This window comes from Streptomyces sp. AK010 (assembly GCF_014207295.1).
GTDB classification, from domain to species: Bacteria; Actinomycetota; Actinomycetes; order Streptomycetales; family Streptomycetaceae; genus Streptomyces; species Streptomyces massasporeus.
Genome location: NZ_JACHCX010000017.1, coordinates 143,487 through 162,022, shown reverse-complemented (window position 1 = coordinate 162,022; position 18,536 = coordinate 143,487). Strand labels below are relative to the sequence as shown.

The following is an 18,536-nucleotide window of genomic DNA, read 5'->3' as shown; positions in this document are numbered from 1 at the left end:
CGGGGTGGCCGTGGGCGGGTGGTCGTCATGCGCGCAGGCGGAGTCCTCGGGGTGTCGCGATGAAGCCGGCTCCTTCCAGGAGGGTGCCGATGGGGTCGGTCAGGGCTTGTGCGCCGTTGACGCGCTCCACCGTGACCGTGCCGAGCGAGCCCGCGCGGGCGGCCGCGGCGAGGGCTTCGGCGGCACTGCCCAGACGGGGGTCGGCGGACGGCTCGCCGTCCGGGTCGGAGGGCCAGGCCAGCAGGGTCTTGCCGCCCCGCTCCATGTAGAGCGTCAGCTCACCGTCGACGAGCACCACCAGGGAGCCCGCTTTGCGGCCCGGTTTGTGCCCGGCGCCGGTCGGCGGCTCGGGCCAGGCCAGGGCGGCGCCGTAGGCGTTCGCCGGGTCGGCGGCGGCGAGGACAACGGCCCTGGATGCGCCGTCGGGGCGGCCGCGACGGCCCGCGAAGCCCTGGTCGTACCCTGCGCGCCCACCGTTCTGCCAGGGCGGGGCGGCCTGGGGGTAGTCGCGGGGCGAGACCCACTCGCCCGGGGACGGATCGGGGGTGGCGAAGGAGGCGTCCAGGTCGGGGAAACCGTCGGGGCCGGGGTCGCCGGTGTGGTCGTGGGAGGGAGCGGAGTCGTCCGGCCCGGCGAAGTCATGGGCCGGGAACGGGTCGGGTTCGGAGCCGGGCGGCGGGCCGGGCAGGTCCTGGCCGCGGTCGCGGGCGTTGGACACCGCGCGCAGCCGGTCCACCGCGCCGTCCATCGCGAACTGCGCGGCGCCGAGGCCCTCCACCACATAGCCGCGGCGGGCCTGGCCGCTCTCCTCGAAGACCGACAGGACGCGGTACGTCGCCGAGAAGCCGCCCTCGACGCCCTCCGCCGAGACCGCGCCCCTGGTGACGACGCCGTGCCGGTCGAGCAGGGTGCGGGCGAGGGCGTGGGCCCTGACGGTGGGGTCCGGTTCGTGGGCCGGTAGCAAGGACCAGCGGCCCGCGACCGTCGGAGGGCCGGAGCGGGACGCCGTGCGGGCCGCGGCCGTCAGGGAGCCGTAGCGGCCGCGCGGCATCGAGCGCTTGGCGCGGTGGGCCGTGGAGCCCGCGGTGCGGCCCGAGCCGAGCAGGGAGCGCATGGGGGTGAGCGTGTCGTTCGTCAGGCGGCCGGACCATGCCAGGTCCCAGAGGGCGTCGGCCAGTTGGGGATCGGTGGCCTCGGGGTGAGTGGTGGCGCGGACCTGGTCGGCGATCTGCCGGAAGAACAGGCCGTAGCCGCCGGAAAGGGTGTCCAGGACGGACTGGTGCAGGGCGGTCAGCTCCAGCGGGTGCGGGGGCGGCAGGAGCAGGGGGGCCGAGTCCGCCAGGTAGAGGGAGACCCAGCCGTCCTTGCCGGGGAGCGAGCCCGCCCCGGCCCAGACCACCTCTCCGGCGGCGGTGAGTTCGTCCAGCATCGCCGGGGTGTAGTTCGCGACCCGGGAGGGCAGCACCAGCTTCTCCAGGGCGGAGGCCGGCACGGACGCGCCCTGCACCTGCTCGATGGCGCGGACCAGACCGTCGATGCCGCGTAGGGAGTGCCCCTTGCCGATGTGCTGCCACTGGGGGAGGAACTGGGCGAGCGCGGCCGGGGGGACCGGCTCCAGTTCGTGGCGCAGGGCGGCCAGGGAGCGGCGGCGCAGCCGGCGCAGTACGGCGGCGTCGCACCACTCCTGGCCGATCCCGGCCGGGTGGAACTCGCCCTGGACGACCCGGCCCGCCGCCGAGAGCCGCTGGAGGGCGCCCTCGGTGACGGCCACGCCCAGACCGAAACGGGCCGCTGCCGTGGCGGAGGTGAACGGGCCGTGGGTGCGGGCGTAGCGCGCGAGGAGGTCACCGAGCGGGTCCTTGACGGGCTCCGTGAAGGCTTCCGGGACGCCGACCGGCAGGGCGGTGCCCAGGGCGTCGCGCAGGCGGCCCGCGTCCTCGATCGCCGCCCAGTGGTCCCTGCCCGCGATCCGGACCCGGATGGCCCGGCGGGTGCCCGCCAGGTCCTGGGCCCAGTGCGGTTCGGCGCCCCGCTCGGCCAGTTCCGGGTCCGTGAGCGGGCCGAGGAGGCGGAGGAGGTCCGCGACCCCCTCGGCGTCCTTGACGCGGCGGTCCTCGGTGCGCCACTGGAGCTCCTGCTCCAGCTCGGTCAGCACCTCCGCGTCGAGCAGCTCGCGCAGTTCCGCCTGGCCCAGCAGCTCGGCCAGCAGCCGCGAGTCCAGCGACAGGGCGGCGGCACGGCGCTCGGCCAGCGGGGAGTCGCCCTCGTACAGGAACTGGGCGACGTAGCCGAAGAGGAGGGAGCGCGCGAAGGGGGAGGGTTCGGGAGTGGTGACCTCGACCAGGCGGACCTTGCGGGACTCCAGGTCGCCCATCAGCTCGACGAGCCCCGGCACGTCGAAGACGTCCTGGAGGCACTCGCGGACCGCCTCCAGGACGATGGGGAACGAGCCGAACTCACTGGCCACCTGCAGCAGCTGAGAGGCGCGCTGCCGCTGCTGCCACAGCGGGGTGCGCCGGCCAGGATTGCGGCGCGGCAGCAGCAGCGCGCGGGCGGCGCACTCGCGGAACCGGGAGGCGAACAGGGCGGAACTGCCCACCTGGTCGGTGACGACCTGATCGACCTCGCCCTTGTCGAAGACGACGTCCGCCGCGCCCAGGGGCGCCTGCTCGGCGTCGTATTCCCGGCCCATCTTCACCGGCTCCTGGTCCAGCAGGTCCAGGCCCATGAGATCGGCGTCCGGCAGGCGCAGCACGATGCCGTCGTCGGCATGCATGACCTGCGCGTCCATGCCGTACCGCTCGGAGAGCTTGGCGCCGAGCGCGAGCGCCCAGGGGGCGTGCACCTGGGCGCCGAAGGGGGAGTGCACCACCACGCGCCAGTCGCCGAGCTCGTCGCGGAAGCGCTCCACGACGATCGTCCGGTCGTCCGGGACGTGGCCGCAGGCCTCGCGCTGCTCGTCCAGGTAGGAGAGCACGTTGTCCGCGGCCCACGCGTCCAGGCCGGCTGCGAGGAGCCGGAGGCGGGCGTCGTCCTTGGGCAGCGAGCCGACCTCGCGCAGGAACGCGCCCACCGCCCGGCCCAGTTCCAGTGGGCGGCCCAGCTGGTCGCCCTTCCAGAAGGGCAGTCGGCCCGGCACGCCGGGGGCCGGGGAGACCAGGACGCGGTCGCGGGTGATGTCCTCGATGCGCCAGGAGCTGGTGCCGAGCGTGAAGACGTCGCCGACGCGGGACTCGTAGACCATCTCCTCGTCGAGCTCGCCGACCCGGCCGCCGCCCTTCTTGGGGTCGGCGCCCGCGAGGAAGACGCCGAAGAGACCGCGGTCGGGGATCGTGCCGCCGGAGGTGACGGCGAGGCGCTGCGCGCCGGGGCGGCCGGTGATCTCACCGGTGACCCGGTCCCACACCACGCGCGGGCGCAGCTCGGCGAACGCGTCGGACGGGTAGCGGCCGGCCAGCATGTCGAGGACCGCCGTGAAGGCCGACTCGGGCAGCGAGGCGAAGGGGGCCGCGCGCCGGACGGCGGCGAGGAGGTCGTCGAACTGCCACGAGTCCAGGGCCGTCATGGCGACCACCTGCTGGGCCAGGACGTCCAGCGGGTTCGCGGGGACCCTGAGGGACTCGATGGAACCGGTGCGCATGCGCTCGGTGACCACCGCCGCCTGCACCAGGTCGCCGCGGTACTTCGGGAAGACCACACCGGTGGAGACCGCGCCCACCTGGTGCCCCGCCCGGCCCACCCGCTGCAGGCCGGAGGCGACGGAGGGCGGCGACTCGACCTGGACCACCAGGTCCACCGCGCCCATGTCGATGCCCAGCTCGAGGCTGGACGTGGCCACGACCGCGGGCAGGCGCCCCGCCTTGAGGTCCTCCTCGACCAGGGCCCGCTGCTCCTTGGACACCGACCCGTGGTGGGCGCGGGCGATGACCTGGGGGGCGCCCTGGGCCGCTCCCGAGCCGCCCATGAGCTCGGCGGGGGAGTGGTGCTCGTCGAGGGGCTCGCCCGTGGCCCGTTCGTACGCGATCTCGTTCAGGCGGTTGCAGAGGCGCTCCGCGAGGCGGCGGGAGTTCGCGAAGACGATCGTGGAGCGGTGGGACTGGACGAGGTCGGCGATCCGCTCCTCCACGTGCGGCCAGATGGACGGACGCTCCGCGCCCTCCTGGCCGTCCGCCACCGGGGAGCCGCCCAGCTCGCCCAGGTCCTCGACCGGGACGACCACGGACAGGTCGAACTCCTTGCCCGACTCCGGCTGGACGATCTCGACCTTGCGGCGCGGCGAGAGGAACCGGGCCACCTCGTCCACCGGGCGGACCGTCGCGGAGAGACCGATGCGGCGGGCCGGCTTCGGCAGGAGGTCGTCCAGCCGCTCCAGGGAGAGCGCGAGGTGGGCGCCGCGCTTGGTGCCGGCGACCGCGTGCACCTCGTCGAGGATCACCGTGTCGATGCCGGTCAGGGCGTCGCGGGTGGCCGACGTCAGCATCAGGAACAGCGACTCGGGCGTCGTGATCAGGATGTCAGGCGGGCGGGTGGACAGCGCGCGGCGCTCGGCGGCCGGGGTGTCACCGGAGCGGATGCCCACCTTGACCTCGGGCTCGGGCAGACCGAGGCGCACGGACTCCTGGCGGATGCCGGTCAGCGGGCTGCGCAGGTTGCGCTCGACGTCCACCGCCAGGGCCTTCAGCGGGGAGACGTACAGGACGCGGCAGCGCTTCTTGGGGTCGGCCGGGGGAGGTGTGGAGGCCAGCTGGTCCAGGGCGGCCAGGAAGGCCGCCAGGGTCTTTCCGGAGCCGGTGGGGGCGACGACCAGCACGTCCGAACCCTCGTGGATGGCCTGCCACGCACCGGCCTGGGCCGAGGTGGGCGCGGAGAAGGCACCCGTGAACCAGGCGCGGGTCGCGGGTGAGAAGCCGTCCAGGGCTCGGTGCGCATTGCTGGGCATGCGTCCATCGTGCACCTCCGCACTGACAACGGGGCTTCGCCGCCTTGTCACCCGGGGTGCGCGCCGGGATGGGGCGGAGCGGCTCCGGCCTCCGGGGGTGTGCGCCGGGGATGAGGCGGGGGTCGCGCTCTGGCCCTCGGGGGGGTGCGCCGGGGATGAGGCGGGGGTCGCGCTCTGGCCCTCGGGGGGGGTGCGCCGGGGATGAGGCGGGGGTCGCGCTCTGGCCCTCGGGGGTGTGCGCCGGGCGTGGCCCTGGCTGGCCGTCGGAGGTGTGCCCCGAGGGACGAGGCGGGGCGGCTCCGGCTTTCGGGGGTGTGCTCCGTCGTCCGCCGACCGCGGACAATGGTCGTATGAACGAGCGCGCACGGCACTGGCGGTACGACGAGCTGCCCGGGGTCGATCTGCTGCGGGCCCGGTACGTGCGCAAGACGTTCGTGCGGCACACGCACGAGAACTTCGTGATCGCCGCCATCGCCGACGGGGTGGAGGTCTTCCACCACGGAGGGGGCGACCAGTACGCGGGGGCAGGGGCCCTCGCACTGGTGAATCCCGATACGCCGCACACCGGGCGGGCCGGAGTGCCCGAAGGGTGGCGGTACGGAGCCGTGTACCCGCCGGTCGACGTGGTGGCGGAGATCGCGGCCGAGACGACGACGCTGCGCGGGACGCCGGGGTTCGTCAGCCCGGTGATGGACGACCCCTACGCCGTGGGGCTCGTGCACCAGGTGCTGCGGGCCGCGGACGAGGGCAACGCGCTGGCCGCGGACACACTGCTGCGGGTGGCGGTGACCAGGCTTCTGCGGCTGAACGGCGGACCCGTGCCCCGGCGGGAGGTGCGCACCGCGGGAGCCCGGATCGCGGCACGCGCGCGTGGCGTGCTGGAGGAGCGCATGGCACGGCCGCCGACCCTGGACCGGCTGGCGGCCGACCTCGGGACCAGCCCGTTCGCGCTGCTGCGGGCCTTCCGGGACACCTACGGCATGCCACCGCACGCCTGGCTCACGGACGCGCGCGTACGCCGGGCGCGACGGCTGCTGGACACCGGGACGACTCCCTCCGAAGCCGCCGTGACCGTCGGATTCACCGACCAGCCCCACCTCAACCGGCACTTCAGCCGGATGGTCGGTGTGCCTCCGGGGGCGTACCAGCGGGAGCGCAAGAACGTACAAGACCTGGGGTAGCCGGGGTCCGTAGCGTGCGGGGCGTGGCAGATCGGACAGCTCTCGAAGACGCAGACATCGGCACGAAGACGGACCGGGCCGTCGTACGCGACGCCCTCGGAGTCGGGGTGGCCGTCGGGCTGTCCGGGTTCGCCTTCGGAGTGACCTCGGCCGGCGGCGGACTCACGCTGCTGCAGACGTGCGCGCTCAGTCTCCTGGTGTTCACCGGCGCGTCCCAGTTCGCCCTTGTGGGGGCCCTCGCCGCAGGGGGCAGCCCGTTCACCGCCGCCGCCGGGGCCTTCTTCCTGGGCGTGCGGAACGCCTTCTACGGCTTGCGCCTGTCGCAGCTGCTCGCACTCCCGCGCGCGGTGCGGCCGTTCGCCGCACAGTGTGTGATCGACGAGACCGCAGCCGTCGCGCTCGCCCAGCCCACGCGCCGCGCCGCACGGCTCGGGTTCGTGGTGACCGGGCTGAGCCTGTACCTCCTGTGGAACCTGACCACGCTGCTCGGTGCCCTGGGCGCCGAGGCCATCGGGGACACGGACGCGTGGGGCCTGGACGCCGCCGGGCCCGCGGTGTTTCTGGCGCTGCTCGCGCCGATGCTGAAGACCGGCACCGAGCGGGCCGTCGCCGGGCTCGCCGTGCTGCTGGGGCTCGGGCTGCTGCCCGTGCTGCCCGCCGGGGTGCCGGTGCTGCTGGCCGCCCTGGCGGCGCCGGCCGTGCTGTGGGCGGACGGCCGCCGCCGCGGGGGACAGGGGGACGCGCGGTGAACGTCTGGATCGCGATCGGGGCGACCGTCCTCGGCTGCTACGCCGTCAAGCTGGCCGGGCTCCTGGTGCCCGCAGGGGCCCTGGAGCGGCCCGTCGTCAAGCGCCTCGCCGCGCTGCTGCCCGTCGCGCTGCTCGCGGCCCTCACGGCCCAGCAGACCTTCGCCGACGGCCAGACGCTGGTGCTGGACGCGCGGGCCGCCGGGCTCGCCGCCGCTGCCGTGGCGCTGCTGCTGCGCGCCCCGTTCCTGCTCGTCGTCGCCGCGGCCGTCGTGGTGAGCGCGGGGGTGCGGGCCATGGGGGCGGGATGATCAGTCGACCGCGCGGTCGTACGCGCTGAGCACGCGCAGGGCCTCGATCGTCACGAGCGGACGCGCCTCCAGGGCGGGGGCCGGGGCCCAGTGGCGCCACCGGACGGGCCAGCCGCCGTCCTCCTGCTGCTGGGCCGCGAGGTGGTCCAGGGAGCGGGCCATCTCGTCGTCCGTGAACCACGCGCGCGCGAGCGAACGCGGCGTACGCGCGTAGTCGTACGGGAAGTGGTGCTCCCCCGGGGCGTAGCCGGGGGACACCGGATACGCGTCGAGGCCGTCGGGGTCCAGGGCCGCGAGGCGGTGTTCGCGGACCAGGCGGCCGAGACGGTCGGCGGCCGCCTCCGCGCGCGGGCGATCGGGGGCGGAGTCCAGGAAGGTCACGGCGGCCTCGATCTCGTACGGATGCGACTTCTCCAGGGACTCGACCGCCCGCCAGCAGAAGTCCGTGGCCCGGAAGAGCCAGGCGTGCCACACCTCGTTGCGGTGCAACAGCCCCACCACCGGCCCGGTGGCCAGGAGTTCGCTGGGCGGATCGTCCACCACCGGCACGAAGGGGGCCGTGGGGTAGTCGCGCTGGCTGGGGTGGATCGCCGGGAGGGCGCCGTCCGCGGTGGAGACGGACGTCAGGTAGCGGCAGATTCCACGCGCTGGCCGGCACAGCGTCCGACGGCGTCCAGGACGCGCAGAGCGTGCGCGGTGTGCAACGGCTGGCTGACCGGACCGCGCAGATCCGGCTCCAGCGCATGGCCGTACCCGCCGTCCTCGTTGCGGTAGGCGTCCAGGGCGATCTCCACCGGTTCTGCGGCGGCGCCCCGGAAGTGGTGGGCGAAGCGGCGCTGCTCGAGCACGCGCGCGGTGAGCCAGACGAAACGCTCCGCGCGCGTGACGGGGCTGTGCGGCGGGGGCGTCGGGGGGAACTCGGTAGCTCCTGTTTCGGCCATGGGTCAGACCGTAGGGCGCGAAGCGGCGCCGGCAGGCGGACCCGGCCCAGGCCCACCCCCAGGGGCGGGATACTGGGGTCATGCGGTTGACGGTCTTCTGGCAGCGGATGGCGGAGCACTTCGGTCCTGGGTACGCCGAAATGTTCGCGCGCGACCACGTGATGTCCGAGCTGGGTGGACGCACGGTGCACGAGGCCCTGGCGGCCGGCTGGGACGCCAAGGAGGTCTGGCAGGTGGTCTGCTCGGTGATGGACGTGCCCCGGGAGAGGCGCTGACCGGCTGACGGTTGCCGATGAGCCGCGGTGACCGCCGGGCAGTGGGGGGCGAGCCGCGTGGGCGACGGTCGGGCGATGGGGCGGGCTGCGTGGGCGACGGTCGGGCGATGGGGCGGGCGGCTTCGGCGGCCAGCGGACGGTTGGCGCGGACGGCTTGGGTGCCAGCGGCCTGATCGGCCGGGCGGTCTGGGCGGCCATCGGTCGGTCTGATCGGCCGGACGGCGGCCATGGCGACTGGCGACTGACCGGGCCGTACGGCCTTGGCGAGCACCGGCCTGACCAGCCGACCGGCCTCGGACATCGCCGCCCGGTGGCGAAGATCGCAGCCGGGCAGACGCCTGTTGGTGGCGTGGGCGAGACTTGGACCGTGGCACCCACTGACGAGACCGGGCAGGCAGCCCAGCAGTCCTCCGTTTCCGGCACGACGCCGCCCGTCCGGCCCCCGGTGGGCGAGGCCCCGTCGAACGGCCGCATGCCGCGCTGGCTGCCGCGCGCCATGGTGCTCGCGCTCGCTCTCGTCGCCGCGTTCCAGCTGGGCAGTTGGGCCTTCCACCAGCTCACCGGCCTGCTGATCAACATCCTCATCGCGTTCTTTCTGGCGCTCGCCATAGAACCCGCGGTGAGCTGGATGGCCTCACGCGGCATGCGCAGGGGGCTGGCCGCGTTCATCGTCTTCATCGGCGTGATGGTCGTGTCGGCCGGCTTCGTCACCCTGCTCGGTTCCGTCCTCGCGGACCAGATCATCAAGCTGATCGAGGGTTTCCCCGAGTACCTCGACTCCGTCATCAACTGGATCAACACGCACTTCAAGACCGACCTGAAGCGCGTCGACATCCAGGAGGGCCTGCTCCGCTCCGATTGGCTGCGCAACTACGTCCAGAACAGTGCCACCGGCGTCCTGGACGTGTCGGCCCAGGTCATCGGGGGCCTCTTCCAACTGCTCACGATCGCCCTGTTCTCGTTCTACTTCGCCGCGGACGGCCCCCGCCTGCGCCGCGCGATCTGCTCGGTCCTGCCGCCCGCCCGGCAGGCCGAGGTGCTGCGCGCGTGGGAGATCGCCGTGAACAAGACCGGCGGCTACATCTACTCCCGCGGCTTGATGGCGCTGATCTCCGGTGTGGCGCACTTCGTCCTGTTGCAGGCCCTCGACGTGCCCTACGCGCCCGTGCTCGCCGTGTGGGTGGGCCTGGTGTCGCAGTTCATCCCCACCATCGGCACGTATCTCGCGGGCGCCCTGCCCATGCTGATCGCGTTCACGGTCGATCCCTGGTACGCGCTGTGGGTCCTGATCTTCGTGGTGATCTACCAGCAGTTCGAGAACTATGTGCTGCAGCCGAAGCTGACCTCCAAGACCGTCGACATCCACCCCGCCGTCGCCTTCGGCTCGGTCGTCGCCGGCACCGCCCTCCTCGGCGCCGTCGGCGCGCTGATCGCCATCCCCGCCATCGCCACGCTCCAGGCGTTCCTGGGGGCGTACGTGAAGCGCTACGACGTCACGGACGACCCCCGGGTGCGCGGCCACCGCCGACGAGGAGAGGGACCGGGCCTGCTCACGCGTGCGAGGAACTTGTGGGCGCGGCGACCGGGGGCGGAACGACCGGGGGGCGGGGGCTCCGGGTCCGGGGAGAACTCTTCCTGAGAGGTGCGAGCTGAGAGGCCCGTCTGAGACGTCCGAGCCATCGGGCTCCTACGGCGTCGCCACCGTCAGAAGACTCCGCCGCTCGTCGGGCGGGATGAGCTCCTCCGGCAGCGTCCGGTCGTCGAGCAGGCCCCGCGCACCAGGTCGGCGTGCTCGGCGAAGACGGCCCGGCAGAGTGCGTGTTCCGGGTGGTCGCGGTCGCTGCCCCGGAACCGGATCGCCTGCTCACTGCCTCCGTCGACGGGATGGAAGAGCTCCGCGACGACCAGCAGGACCTCGACCAGCTCGGCCCGCACCGGCACGGCCGGATCGGCGGCGAGACGGAGCAGGAACGGCAGGGCCGCCGGCATCGCCGGACCCATGCTGAAGGGGCTGTCCATCAGGACGATGCAGAGCACCCGCTCGGCCTCCCGAGCCGCGACCGGATCGAGCAGGCCGCGCAGGAGGGCCGGGACCCCGGCGGGGCACTCCGGGAAGCTGGTCCAGGCGATGTCGTCGCAGCCGCGCTGCTCGGGGTGATCCGATGCGGCCCGCGATGCCAAGGTGCTCCTGGAGGAACCGTGCGACGGCGGCTTCCCTGCCCGCCGCGGTGATCCGACACATCCGCCTCTCCCCCTGAGTGCGCACCGTCGCGATCAGGGTAGGCGGTGGCGCGTGGTGCGCTTGACACTAAAATCGAACATCCATTCTCATGGAGGTGCCGGCGAAGCTCAACGAAGGGCATTTCGACGTACTTTGGGTAGAGAAATGCCCGAGTTATCCACAGGCCGGACGTGCGTCGGGGCGCATTGTCAGTGGCAGGCGTTAGCGTCTTTGACGTGAAGCGATCGACTCAAGCAAATCGGGTGGAACCCATGGCAGGAACCGACCGCGAGAAGGCCCTGGATGCCGCGCTCGCACAGATTGAACGGCAATTCGGCAAGGGCGCGGTCATGCGCATGGGCGACCGGGTCAACGAGCCCATCGAGGTCATCCCGACCGGGTCCACCGCCCTCGACGTGGCCCTCGGCGTGGGCGGTCTGCCGCGCGGCCGCGTCGTCGAGGTCTACGGACCTGAGTCCTCCGGTAAGACCACCCTGACCCTGCACGCGGTGGCGAACGCACAGAAGGCCGGAGGCCAGGTCGCCTTTGTCGACGCGGAGCACGCCCTCGACCCCGAGTACGCGAAGAAGCTCGGCGTCGACATCGACAACCTCATCCTCTCCCAGCCGGACAACGGCGAGCAGGCCCTGGAGATCGTGGACATGCTGGTCCGCTCCGGCGCCCTCGACCTCATCGTCATCGACTCCGTCGCCGCGCTCGTACCGCGCGCGGAGATCGAGGGCGAGATGGGCGACAGCCACGTCGGTCTGCAGGCCCGTCTGATGAGCCAGGCCCTGCGGAAGATCACCAGCGCGCTCAACCAGTCCAAGACCACCGCGATCTTCATCAACCAGCTCCGCGAGAAGATCGGCGTGATGTTCGGCTCCCCGGAGACCACGACCGGTGGCCGGGCGCTGAAGTTCTACGCCTCGGTGCGCATCGACATCCGCCGCATCGAGACCCTGAAGGACGGCACGGAGGCGGTCGGTAACCGCACCCGCTGCAAGGTCGTCAAGAACAAGGTCGCGCCGCCCTTCAAGCAGGCCGAGTTCGACATCCTCTACGGCCAGGGCATCAGCCGCGAGGGCGGCCTGATCGACATGGGCGTGGAGCACGGCTTCGTCCGCAAGGCCGGCGCCTGGTACACGTACGAGGGCGACCAGCTCGGCCAGGGCAAGGAGAACGCGCGCAACTTCCTGAAGGACAACCCCGACCTGGCCAACGAGATCGAGAAGAAGATCAAGGAGAAGCTGGGCGTCGGTGTGCGTCCCGAGGAGCCGGCCGCCGAGCCGGGCACGGGCGCCGCGGTCACCGCACCGGCCGACGCGGCCCCGGCCGTCCCCGCCCCGGCAGCGGCCAAGACCGCCAAGTCCAAGGCCGCCGCAGCCAAGAGCTGATCCGTGACACGGCGAACCGACTGGGCGGAGTACGAGTACGCCGCCTCCGGTGTCCCACGGGGGAGGGGCACCGGAGGCGACACGGGCTCAGCTGTGGACGGGGTGGAAGACCCAGGGGGCATGCCGAACGAGGGCGACGGACTGTACGAGGAGGGCGACCATCGCGGGCCGCACGGGGGCGGCCCATCCAGAGGCGGCTCGCGTGACGGCGGGCCGCGTGGCAGGCGCGGTCGTCGTCGGCGTGGCTTCGGCGAGGCGGCGGCTGACACCGAGGACGGAGGTGCCTCCTCCTCGTCGAGGGCCGAGCAGGAGGCACCTCCAGGGGACCCGGTCGAGCGGGCTCGGGCGATCTGCCTGCGCCTGCTCACCGGGACCCCGCGGACCCGCAAGCAACTCGCCGACGCCCTGCGCAAGCGGCAGATCCCGGACGACGCCGCCGAGGAGGTGCTGTCGCGGTTCGAAGAGGTCGGCCTCATCAACGACGGTGCTTTCGCGGACGCCTGGGTGGAATCCCGCCACCACGGCAGAGGGCTGGCCCGGCGTGCGCTCGCCCGGGAACTGCGCACCAAGGGCGTCGACTCCACGCTGATCGACGAGGCCGTCTCCCAGCTCGACTCCGAGCAGGAAGAGGAGACCGCGCGTGAGCTCGTCGCACGCAAGCTCCGCTCCACCCGCGGACTCGACCGCGACAAACGCCTCCGGCGCCTCGCGGGCATGCTCGCCCGCAAGGGCTACCCCGAGGGCATGGCCCTGAGGGTGGTGCGGCAAGCGCTGGAGGAGGAAGGGGAGGACACGGAGTTCCTCGGGGAAGAAGGGTTCTGAGGGGTGCGTGGGACACACCCAGAGCTCACTCCACCGGCAAACCCGCCCCGCGCCAAGCCTGGAACCCTCCGACCAGGTCCGTGGCCCGGTGCAGGCCCAGCTGATGCAGGGACTGGGCCGCCAGGCTGGACGCGTAGCCCTCGTTGCAGATCACGATGACGCGCAGGGCGTGGCTCGTGGCCTCGGGGAGGCGGTGGCTGCCTTGGGGGTCGAGGCGCCATTCCAGTTCGTTGCGCTCGACGACGTGGGCGCCGGGGATGAGGCCGTCCCGTTCACGCAGGGCGGCGTAGCGGATGTCGACCAGGAGCGCGTCACCCGCCTGGGCCGCCTCGTACGCCTCCTGCGCTCCGATCCGCTCGTAGTCCGCCCGGATGCGCTCCAGCAACTCGTCGATGCCGATGGGGCGTTGTGTTGCGCTGTCTGCCGACCCGGGTGTGGTGCTCACTGCCAGTCCTCCGGTCGTTCGACCTGCTCGAGCCGCAGGACCGGACCGCTGCGGCTGTAGCGGCGGATCCGCGGCAGGGGCGGGTAGTAGGCGTGGACGGAGATCGCGTGCCGGTCGGGCGACTCGTTCAGCACCTCATGGACGTGGTGCCGGCCGAAGGCGCGGCCCTGGCCGGCCCGCAGCCGGCGCTCCCGGTCCACGTCCCCGGCGAGTTCCAGGGTCTTCCAGCCGTCGGTGGGCAGCCGCGCGGCGAGGGAGTTCTCCTTGAGCACGCCCGACGCGGTCAGGAAGGCACCGACCGAGTCGGCGTGGTCGTGCCAGCCGGTGCCCGTGCCGGGCGGCCAGCCGATCAGCCAGGCCTCGCTGCCGCCGGGCCCGTCCAGGCGCACCCATGTGCGGCCCTCCGGGTCGAGTGGCAGGGAGTCGATCAGCTCGGTGTCGGCGGCGGTGCGCCGGACGAAGTCGTAGAGGTCGGTCTGGGTGGGAGCCGGACCGGCCGAGACCGGAGGGGTCGCAGAAGGGGATACAGACACGGGTGCCGTCCTGAAGGTCCTGGTGAGGGTTCGCGAGCAAGGCGCGGCAGCAGGCAGACAGAGCGCGGCGCGCGCAGAGGCGAGGGGAATGCGAAGTCAGCAGGACGGGCGACACACGCAGCCCGCATAGCGGAGGAGGTCCATATGGACCCTCCGCCACAGGCGCACACAGGTGTCGGTCACGCACCGGAGTACACCATGGCCGCCCGGGCGGGTCAACTCACTGTCACCATGCGGACGCACCGTGACAGTGAGCACATCGTTGCGGCGCCGGCCTCAGCGTGAACCGGCCGAAGCACCGGCTTCTGCCTGCGCCTTCACCGGCCCGCCGACCGTGGCCTCCGCCGCCGCGTACAGATCGGCCGGGCGCACCCCGCTCAGCGCGGTCACGAGGTACCCGTCGGGGCGCACCAGAAGCACCGTGTGCGCGGCCGCACCCGGATAACTCTCGGCGACGAGCAACTCGGCCGGGTGCGGAAGCGCCGTGACCGCCGCCGCGAGCTGCGGCATGATGCCTGCGCTGACCCAGTGCTTGCGCTCCCAGACACCCGTGCCCGGCGCGATGAGCACCACGAGCAGCGCACCGCGGCCGAGCCGGTCCCGCAGCCGTACGAAGGTGCCGTCCTCCGCGGTGACCCGTACATCGGTGACCGGTGTGCCGAGCGGGGTGTCGACCGGCACCTCCCCTTCGAGGCGTTGGGGCGCGAGCGGCGAGTCGGCGTACGCCCCTGGCGCGCCGAGCTGGCCCTGCCCCAAGTGACCCTCCGTGAGGAGAGCGTCGTGGCCCCGGGAGGAGCCGGGAACGACGGAGCGCAGCCCTCCGCCGCCGCGCAGCAGCGGCAGCGCCTGGTCGGCCGCGCGGAGCCGGGCGGCGACGACCGCTCGCCGTTCCGTCTGGTAACTGTCGAGGAGAGCCTCGTGCGGCCCGTGGTGCCAGGCCAGGGCCAGTTTCCAGGCGAGGTTGTCGGCGTCCCGCAGGCCCTCGTCCAGGCCGTGCGTGCCCAGTGCGCCGAGCAGGTGGGCCGCGTCCCCGGCGAGGAACACGCGGTTGGCGCGCCAGCGACGCGCCAGCCGGTGGTGGACGGTGTGGACACCGGTGTCCAGCAGCTCGTACGGCGGGACCGTGCCGCCCGCCCAGCCGGCCAGGGTCTCCCGGATGTGGGTGAGCAGCAGCTCGGGGGTGACCAGGTCCTTGCCGGGCGGCAGCAGCCAGTCCAGGCGCCAGACGCCGTCCGGCAGCGGGCGCGCGGTGACCTCGCCGGCCGCGGGCCCGGACATGCGCCAGGGCGGCAGGCGGTGCAGCAACGCCTCGTCGTGCCAGGGCAGTTCCGTACGGAGCGCGGCGACGGCGTGACGTTCCACCGCCGTACGGCCCGGGAAGCGGATGTCCTGGATCTTGCGCACGGTCGAGCGGGGGCCGTCGCAGCCCACCAGGTAACTGCCTCGCCACCACGTGCCCTTGGGGCCGCGGGTGTGGGCCGTGACGCCGGAGGACTCCTGTTCGAGGCCGTCGAGGCGGCTCTCCACCGCGACCTTGACGAGCCGCTCGTCCGCGAGGGCCGCGCGCAGGGCGCCGGTCAGCACGTGCTGGGCGATGTGCACAGGGGCGGGTTCGGTGCCGTCGAAGACGATCTCGCGCATCACCTGTTTGCGCCGCATCGACCGCCATCCGGCCCAGTGCGCACCGGCCTGGGCGAGGGACATGCCGGTCAGCCGTTCCACCAGGGCGGCGGTGTCCTCGCGCAGGACGACGGTGCGCGCCGCGCGGGGTTCGTCCTTGCCCGGGCCCTCGTCGAGGACGACGCACGGCACCTCCTGACGCGCCAGCGCCAGGGCGAGCGTGAGCCCGACGGGCCCCGCTCCGACGATGATCACCGGGTCCACGGCGAGGCGCCTCCTGCCCGCGGTGGTGTCCTCAGAGACGTAGGTGAACAGGGAGTTGGAGCAGGGTGCACGATCACAGAACGTATGCAACCCATTGCCGGTGCTTGCGTCAAGTGACCAGGGGCTGGTGGCGATCATGGCGCCGCATCAAGGGTGGCGAGGCGACGCGCTCGTCACTTGAGGGGGTGTCAGCGGTGGGCGGCGCAAGCGACTGGCTCTCGGCTCGGCACCACTGTGGCCCGCCGGGTTTCCGGCGGGCCACAGGAGGAGAGGTTGTCGGAGCGTCAGATGGAGCCGCCGGCACCAGTACCGTATGTGCCGCCCACCTCGGCGGCGTTCACGTCGTCAACCTTGTCGGCGCCGAGAACAGCACCCGTGCTCCGCTTGCTGCGGCGCAGCCTGCGCTCCAGCCACGAGGCGAAGGACGTGAGGATGAAGTTCAGGACGATGAAGATGACCGCCACCACGATGAAGCTGGGGATGACGTTCGCGTAGTTTGCAGCGAGGGTGCTTCGCGAGTTGAGCAGTTCGGTGAATCCGAGCATCACGCCGCCCAGCGCGGTGTCCTTCACGATGACCACCAGCTGGCTGACGATTGCCGGCAGCATGGCGGCGACCGCCTGCGGCAAGAGAATGCTGGCCATCGTCTGGCTCTTGCGAAGACCGATCGCCATTGCGGCCTCTGATTGCCCCTTGGGCAGAGACAGAATGCCGGCTCGCACGATCTCGGCGAGGACCGAGGCGTTGTAGAGCACCAGACCGGTGACGACGGCGTAAAGGGGGCGCTCGTCGCTCGGAATGCCCGTCGAGCGGACGTAGAGCTCGTTGGCAAACAGCATCAGCAGCAGCACCGGGATCGCCCGGAAGAATTCCACGATCGCACCGACCGGGACACGCACCCAGCGATGGTCAGACATGCGTGCGATGCCGAGGACAGCGCCCAGAGGAAGGGCGATCACCATGGCCAGGGCGGCGGCCTTCAGTGTGTTGGCCAGGCCGGGGAGCAGATACGTCGTCCAGGCCTGGGACGTGGTGAAGGGCTGCCACAAGGACCACTTGAGCTGGCCCTTGCCGTCCAGGGTCTGCCAGACCCACCACAGCAGCAGGGCGAGCAGAAGGGTGAAGACCACCGACAAGATGATATTGCGCCGCTTGGCCCTCGGGCCGGGGGTGTCATAGAGAACGGACGTCATCGCTTTACCGCCAGTCGCTTGCTCAGCCAACCGAGGAAGAGGCCGGTGGGCAGGGTCAGTACCACGAAACCGAAGGCGAAGACCGCACCGATGAGCAGCGTCTGAGCCTCGTTCTCGATCATTTCCTTCATCAGAAGTGCGGCCTCCGCCACGCCGATCGTGGCCGCGACGGTCGTGTTCTTGGTCAACGCGATCAGTACGTTGGCCAGTGGCCCGATGACGGAACGGAAGGCCTGCGGCAGGACGACGAGCCTCAGCACCTGGCTGAAGCTGAGCCCGATGGCCCGGGCGGCCTCGGCCTGACCGACAGGCACGGTGTTGATGCCGGAGCGGATGGCTTCACAGACGAAAGCCGCGGTGTACGCGGTGAGGCCGAGGACGGCCAGCCGGAAGAACTTGACCTTGAAGTCATCGGGCGCGCCCATCGTCACACCGAAGATGTCGGCGAGTCCCAGCGACGTGAAGACGATGATGACGGTCAGGGGGATGTTCCGGACGACGTTCACGTAGACGGTGCCGAAACCCCGCATCAGCGGGACGGGACTGACCCGCATGGCCGCGAGAAGGGTGCCCCAGATCAGGGAACCGACGGCCGAGAAGACGGTGAGCTTCACGGTGACCCAGAAAGCGCCCAGCAGGGTCGGGTCGTCATAGTTTGAAAGAAAGTCGAACACGATCTCCCGCGCTTCCGGGTGTGTGGCTTAGGTGGCGGACGTGGCGCGCCGCCGTCAGGGAAGCGACGGCGGCGCGTCTGTGGATGCCCGTATCGACTCTCGGGATCCAGCGTCGTCGGAGTTGCGCGTTACTGGACGATCTGGCCGATCTTCGGGGCCTGCTCGTTCTTGTAGTTCGCCGGGCCGAAGTTCTCCTCGACGGCCTTTTGCCAAGCGCCGTCCTTGACCATCTTCTCCAGGGCGGCGTTGACCTTGTCAACTGTCGCGGTGTCGCCCTTCTTGACGCCCACGCCGTAGTTCTCGTTGCTCAGCTTCAGGCCGGCGAGCTTGAACTGACCCTTGTACTGCTCCTGCGCGGCGTAACCGGCGAGGATCGAGTCATCGGTGGTCAGCGCGTCGACACCGCCGCTCTGCAGGGCGGAGAGACACTCCGAGTAACCACCGAGCTCGCGCAGCTGAGCCTTGGGGGCGAAGTCCTTCTTGACGTTCTGCGCCGAGGTCGATCCGGCGACCGAGCACAGCTTCTTGTCGTTGAGGTCCGTCGCCTTGGTGATGTCCGAGTCCTTCTTCACCAGCAGGTCCTGGTGGGCCAGCAGGTACGGACCGGCGAAGTCGACCTTCTGCTTGCGCTCGTCGGTGATCGAGTACGTGGCCGCGATCAGCTTCACGTCACCGCGGGAGAGTGCGTTCTCGCGGTCGGCGCTCTTGGTCTCGACCCACTCGATCTGGTCCGGCTTGTAGCCCAGTTCCTTGGCCACGTACGTCGCGACGTCCACGTCGAAACCGGAGAAGGAACCGTCGGGCTCCTTCAGGCCCAGACCGGGCTGGTCGTACTTGATGCCGATCTTGATCGTCTTGCCGCCACCGGAGCCGGAGCCGTTCGAGTCGCCGTCACCGTCACCACCGCAGGCGGTAGCGGTCAGAGCGAGGACGAGAGCGGTGGCGGCCGCGGCGGAGACCTTGCGGAGCTTCAT

The 18,536-nt window shown here is 71.9% G+C and carries 16 protein-coding genes and 1 pseudogene; 7 read left to right on the top strand and 10 right to left on the bottom strand.

All coding sequences use genetic code 11. The annotated features are described in order from the left end of the window. Positions 1-25: 25 nt before the first annotated feature. Positions 26-4,939 carry an ATP-dependent helicase gene (locus HDC93_RS28620; RefSeq protein WP_185013740.1) on the bottom strand — a complete coding sequence of 1,638 codons (4,914 nt, stop codon included), beginning with the start codon at positions 4,937-4,939 and terminating at the stop codon, positions 26-28. A 350-nt stretch (positions 4,940-5,289) separates the two neighbouring features. Here HDC93_RS28620 and HDC93_RS28615 point away from each other — a divergent pair, with 350 nt between their 5' ends. From HDC93_RS28615 to HDC93_RS28605, 3 genes are read left to right on the top strand one after another with little or no spacing between them, the layout of a single operon-like run. Beyond that, on the top strand, positions 5,290-6,120 hold the full coding sequence (locus HDC93_RS28615) for an AraC family transcriptional regulator (RefSeq protein ID WP_185013739.1): 831 nt from the start codon (positions 5,290-5,292) through the stop codon (positions 6,118-6,120). A 23-nt stretch (positions 6,121-6,143) separates the two neighbouring features. Then, positions 6,144-6,869, top strand: a complete 726-nt coding sequence (locus tag HDC93_RS28610) for an AzlC family ABC transporter permease (RefSeq protein WP_185013738.1) — start codon at positions 6,144-6,146, stop codon at positions 6,867-6,869. Further along, a complete protein-coding gene (locus tag HDC93_RS28605) occupies positions 6,866-7,177 on the top strand; it encodes an AzlD domain-containing protein (protein ID WP_185013737.1) in 312 nt (103 codons plus the stop codon). Before HDC93_RS28610 ends, HDC93_RS28605 begins: the two co-directional genes overlap by 4 nt. Here HDC93_RS28605 and HDC93_RS28600 read toward each other — a convergent pair. Then, positions 7,178-8,118 (bottom strand): annotated as a pseudogene (locus HDC93_RS28600) (hypothetical protein). An 80-nt stretch (positions 8,119-8,198) separates the two neighbouring features. Here HDC93_RS28600 and HDC93_RS28595 point away from each other — a divergent pair. Together HDC93_RS28595 and HDC93_RS28590 are read left to right on the top strand one after the other, a co-directional pair. After that, on the top strand, positions 8,199-8,393 hold the full coding sequence (locus HDC93_RS28595; RefSeq protein WP_030853368.1) for a DUF3046 domain-containing protein: 195 nt from the start codon (positions 8,199-8,201) through the stop codon (positions 8,391-8,393). 367 nt (positions 8,394-8,760) lie between these two features. Beyond that, on the top strand, positions 8,761-10,032 hold the full coding sequence (locus HDC93_RS28590) for an AI-2E family transporter (protein WP_185013736.1): 1,272 nt from the start codon (positions 8,761-8,763) through the stop codon (positions 10,030-10,032). 65 nt (positions 10,033-10,097) lie between these two features. Here HDC93_RS28590 and HDC93_RS28585 read toward each other — a convergent pair whose 3' ends face one another. Then, positions 10,098-10,574: a hypothetical protein gene (locus tag HDC93_RS28585; RefSeq protein ID WP_185013735.1), complete on the bottom strand. Its 477-nt coding sequence runs from the start codon at positions 10,572-10,574 to the stop codon at positions 10,098-10,100. 312 nt (positions 10,575-10,886) lie between these two features. Between HDC93_RS28585 and recA the strand changes: the two genes are divergently transcribed. After that, entirely contained in the window at positions 10,887-12,011 is a 1,125-nt protein-coding gene (gene recA, locus HDC93_RS28580) for a recombinase RecA (protein WP_185013734.1), read from the top strand. Between the two features lie 3 nt (positions 12,012-12,014). Continuing rightward, complete coding sequence (gene recX / locus HDC93_RS28575; RefSeq protein ID WP_185013733.1) at positions 12,015-12,833, top strand: recombination regulator RecX; 819 nt, start codon at positions 12,015-12,017, stop codon at positions 12,831-12,833. A gap of 25 nt (positions 12,834-12,858) precedes the next feature. On the opposite strand, the gene HDC93_RS28570 is transcribed toward recX, so the two are convergent. The 7 genes from HDC93_RS28570 to HDC93_RS28545 all read right to left on the bottom strand — a co-directional run bounded on the left by HDC93_RS28570 (position 12,859) and on the right by HDC93_RS28545 (position 18,536). Next, positions 12,859-13,278, bottom strand: a complete 420-nt coding sequence (locus HDC93_RS28570; protein WP_185013732.1) for a rhodanese-like domain-containing protein — start codon at positions 13,276-13,278, stop codon at positions 12,859-12,861. Then, positions 13,275-13,811, bottom strand: a complete 537-nt coding sequence (locus HDC93_RS28565; RefSeq protein WP_185013731.1) for a cysteine dioxygenase — start codon at positions 13,809-13,811, stop codon at positions 13,275-13,277. Before HDC93_RS28565 ends, HDC93_RS28570 begins: the two co-directional genes overlap by 4 nt. A 96-nt stretch (positions 13,812-13,907) precedes the next feature. After that, entirely contained in the window at positions 13,908-13,979 is a 72-nt protein-coding gene (locus HDC93_RS39415; RefSeq protein ID WP_310851512.1) for a putative leader peptide, read from the bottom strand. Positions 13,980-14,087: 108 nt separating this feature from the next. After that, entirely contained in the window at positions 14,088-15,695 is a 1,608-nt protein-coding gene (locus tag HDC93_RS28560; protein ID WP_185013730.1) for an FAD-dependent monooxygenase, read from the bottom strand. A 284-nt stretch (positions 15,696-15,979) separates the two neighbouring features. Beyond that, on the bottom strand, positions 15,980-16,888 hold the full coding sequence (locus HDC93_RS28555; protein WP_185013729.1) for an amino acid ABC transporter permease: 909 nt from the start codon (positions 16,886-16,888) through the stop codon (positions 15,980-15,982). Beyond that, entirely contained in the window at positions 16,885-17,562 is a 678-nt protein-coding gene (locus tag HDC93_RS28550; protein WP_185013728.1) for an amino acid ABC transporter permease, read from the bottom strand. Before HDC93_RS28550 ends, HDC93_RS28555 begins: the two co-directional genes overlap by 4 nt. Before the next feature lie 128 nt (positions 17,563-17,690). After that, a complete protein-coding gene (locus tag HDC93_RS28545; RefSeq protein WP_185013727.1) occupies positions 17,691-18,536 on the bottom strand; it encodes a glutamate ABC transporter substrate-binding protein in 846 nt (281 codons plus the stop codon).